Annotated in this window: 4 protein-coding genes; all 4 read left to right on the top strand. The window is 60.7% G+C overall.

The features are described 5' to 3' along the window. Positions 1 to 731: 731 nt before the first annotated feature. Positions 732 to 923 (top strand): hypothetical protein, encoded by a 192-nt coding sequence (locus ACLP25_RS08265; RefSeq protein ID WP_442468731.1) that lies wholly within the window; start codon positions 732 to 734, stop codon positions 921 to 923. Between the two features lie 198 nt (positions 924 to 1,121). Continuing rightward, positions 1,122 to 2,210, top strand: coding sequence for a glycosyltransferase family 4 protein (locus ACLP25_RS08260; RefSeq protein ID WP_442468730.1), 1,089 nt, complete (start codon positions 1,122 to 1,124; stop codon positions 2,208 to 2,210). Between the two features lie 15 nt (positions 2,211 to 2,225). Continuing rightward, entirely contained in the window at positions 2,226 to 2,888 is a 663-nt protein-coding gene (locus ACLP25_RS08255) for a hypothetical protein (protein ID WP_442468729.1), read from the top strand. Continuing rightward, positions 2,885 to 3,446, top strand: a 562-nt coding sequence (locus tag ACLP25_RS08250) for a radical SAM protein (RefSeq protein WP_442468728.1), incomplete at its 3' end; no start/stop codon positions are given. The genes ACLP25_RS08255 and ACLP25_RS08250, both read left to right, overlap by 4 nt.

Below are 3,446 nucleotides of genomic sequence, written 5' to 3'. Positions count from 1 at the left end.
TGGAGCAACTGGTCGAAGCCCCGCGCTCATTTATGGCCGATGGCGCCTATGATCGGAGCGGAGTTCTCGACGCCGTTCTCGCCAGAAACCCGAGCGCCAGTTTCATCGTTCCTCCATGCAAGGGGGCGGTGCCTGGACCAACTGCCGCAACATCGCCGACCCAGCGCGACCGGCATGTCCTTTGGGTCGAGGAGCATGGGCGCATGAATTGGCAGAAGGCCTCCGGCTATAACATGCACTCGAAGCAGCAATCAGTCGTTACAAGCGCGTGATCGGAGATATCTTGAAATCCCGCGACGACGCCCGCCGCGTAACCGAAGTCGCAATTGCGGTCAAATCGCTCAATCGTATGCGCGATCTCGGACAAGCCATCTGCGTCCGTGTCGCGTAAATGATCTCTCGCGGGCGCCAACGCGCGCTTCGCAGCCTCCATGCAACAAAGTCTATCGAATCAAATAGGATAAAAGGCGCCGCCAGCTCCATCCTGCGGCTATGCAGCAAATTCCTTCGAGCGCGCCAACGCGATATGTCGCGGCCCGAGGCGTGACCCGGTCCCATTTTCGAATCTCGACGACCGCAGCGACTATTCGTCTCTTGAGAACCTTGGCGAGACCGTGGTAGCTCAGCCGCCGCGTTTCTTTGTTTCCAGACTGGAGAAAAACACAATGATTGACTCGGCAAAGCGTCAAAAGGACGCGGAACTTACTAAGCTCTTGGAAGAAGTCAGATCCTTGAGGAAGGAGCTCGATCTCTTGAAGGAGAATCCCGCCCTCAAGAACGTTCGGCCCGAATATGCGGTGCTCGTGCGGACCGGCGTCGATTTCCGTCCGGAATACGAGGTCGCCGTCCGGTTGGGGCAAGACTATCCGCCCGAATACGAGGTCGCGGTTCGCGTCCCGTTCGAAAATCCGGGCGAGATCTGAGCCGTTCGGCGCGGACGGACGTGAGCCACGACGGATATATACCCTTCGCCGCTCGTCGTCGCAGCATCGAAGCGAAGTGGCTGGCGGAAGCTTTTGATTATGTCGTGGAGGTCCTCGCTGACGCGCCGACCCTAAACCTCGAATCGCGCGCGCACTGGCCGGAAATTCGAGCGACTTCGCAGAGGGTTGGACCGACTGATGCAAAAAGAGTCCGTCCTCGCCGAGGGGCCCGGCGGAATGCTCTGGGCGGCGCTGCTGCGAGCCGAAGGATTTCGCGGCGCCGTGACGGTCCTGCCCTATCTCAATCCCCGACAATGGCGCGATGTCGCCATGCTGTCCTTTTACCGTCGATTTGCGGGCGAGCGAGATCGTGTTTTTGTCGGATCGACGCCGTCCGCTAACGTCTATCGGCGGCTCGGCGTCGCGGCGCAGGTCGGCGAACCCTTCGGCGTCGACCAAGGCGTCTTTCGGAAGAAGCCGAATCCTCACGCGACCGCACACGCCTTTCGCATCCCCGACGGCCGTAAATTGCTCTACGCCGGACGTATTCAGCCGGACAAGGATCTCTACAGCCTGTTGCGGGTCGCGTTTCGCGCGCAGATCCTATTCCCCGACCTGCGGGCCATCATCGCCAGCGACGCGGTCGACGAAGACTATCTCAACCTGTTGCGGGACATGACATCAACCCTCGCCGTCCACTGGATTCTCAACCCGACGCGTGACCAGCTCGCCGATCTCTACAATCTGGCGGACGTCTTTGTGACCGCAGCGACCAGCTGTTTCGAAACCTTCGGGCGAGCGCCCGCCGAAGCCCTCGCCTGCGGGACGCGGACCATCGCGCCCCGCTATGATGGCTTCGTTGAGGTCCTGGCGCAGCCTGGTGGAACGCTCGTGGATGTGGTCGTCGGCGAAGACGGTCCCCGGGTCGATGAAGAACGCCTGCTACGTTCGATCTATGACGTTTTGAGTAGCACTCGGCCTCCGTCGTCGGACGAGATCTCGGCCGCCGCGCTCCGCCGGTTCGGCCGCTCACATACCATTAGGCTGCTCGCACATTTGACCTCGACAGCGCCAAGCGAAGTTCAGCCCGCGGCGCTGCCGGCGAGAAGCTTTGCGTTGCCGCCGGCCTGGCTGGACGCGCTCAGCGAGATGGATCGCCTGCCGCAATCGGAGGTGACGTCGTGGATGTGGACGCACGAGGCGCACGCGCGCCTGTGCGACCATGACGCGGAATTCGTCAAAAGCGTTCGCCTGAATCTGTGTGACCCCGCCAATTTTTCGAACTGAAGAAAGTCCCCGCTCTTGCCGCTCAGTATCTGGTTGGGAATGGAAGACGCGCTGCAAACGATCGTCGAAAGGCACCCGAAGGCGGTCCTGGACGCGGGTCTGGGCTTCGGACTCTGGGGGCACCTGTTGCGGCAATATCTTGACGTCTGGGGCGGCCGCATCCAGCCGGAGCAATGGACAACACGGATCGACGGAATCGAGATCGACGCGGCCCGCATACAGCCGCACGCCCGGCTTCTCTATAGCAACATCTTCATCGGCGACATTCGCGAGCTGACGCCCCGCTGCGCACGCGACTGCCGATATGATGTGATCCTGTTCGGCGACGTGCTGGAGCACCTGCCGAAGGCGGACGCCCTCTCCTTGCTCAAGACCGCCGTCACGCTCGCCGCCGTGCTCGTGGTCGTGCGCATTCCGCTGGGGGATGGCTGGCGCGCGGAAGGCCGGGAAGAGCCGGACCACCATCGGTCTCGTTGGACCCTCGACGACTTTCTGGGCTTCACCGCGACGATCCGCCAATACGACTATCTGGGCAATCCGTACGGCCTCGTCGCCATCGAAACGGGTGGCGCCGCTTGTCCGAGCCTCGCAGCCGTCGCGGGCCGACTGGAGGGACTCGAAGCGAGGCTACAACGGATCATCTCCAGCGGTTCAACGCATGGATCTCGAAACTCATGATGATGAGCCCTCACATCACGCTCATCGTCAAGCTGACTAACGCTTGCAACATGCAATGTCATTACTGTTTTATAGAGCCATGGGTATTTCATAATAAAATGAAACCCGAAACGGCTCGGCTCGTTATCCGATCCTTCCTGGACTCGAACTATTTTCAGTCGGTGGACTTCGTATGGCACGGCGGCGAGCCCCTCTTGAGGGGCCGGAAATTTTTCGAAATGCTGATCGGCGAGCAGAAGTCGCGTCCGACCCGCGTCTCCTACACCAACTCGATTCAAACGAACGCCACCGAGCTCAGTGACGACATGGTGGACTTCTTGACGGCCAATCAGTTTCAGATTGGTCTCAGCCTGGATGGGCCGACGACGCTCACCGACGAAGCCAGAAGAATGCGGTCCAAAGTGGACCGGCGCTCCGCCTATGAAGTGACGGTCGACGCCGCCAAGCGCCTGCAGCAGCGAGGCGGAGGCGCTGGGGCGATCGTCGTCGTCAACCGTAACAATGTGAATGAGCCAGAGGCGATCTATCGTGACTTCTCGGAGCGCAGAATACACATGA

Origin of the sequence: Roseiarcus sp. (genome assembly GCF_052145395.1) — a bacterium.
Taxonomy (GTDB): domain Bacteria; phylum Pseudomonadota; class Alphaproteobacteria; order Rhizobiales; family Beijerinckiaceae; genus Roseiarcus.
Note: the sequence above shows the minus strand (reverse complement) of the source record. Positions and strands in the feature narration are given on the sequence as shown.

Coding starts and splice junctions, on each gene's coding strand:
- ACLP25_RS08260 (WP_442468730.1), top strand. CDS start 1,122: ATGCAAAAAGAGTCCGTCCTCGCCGAGGGGCCCGGCGGAATGCTCTGG.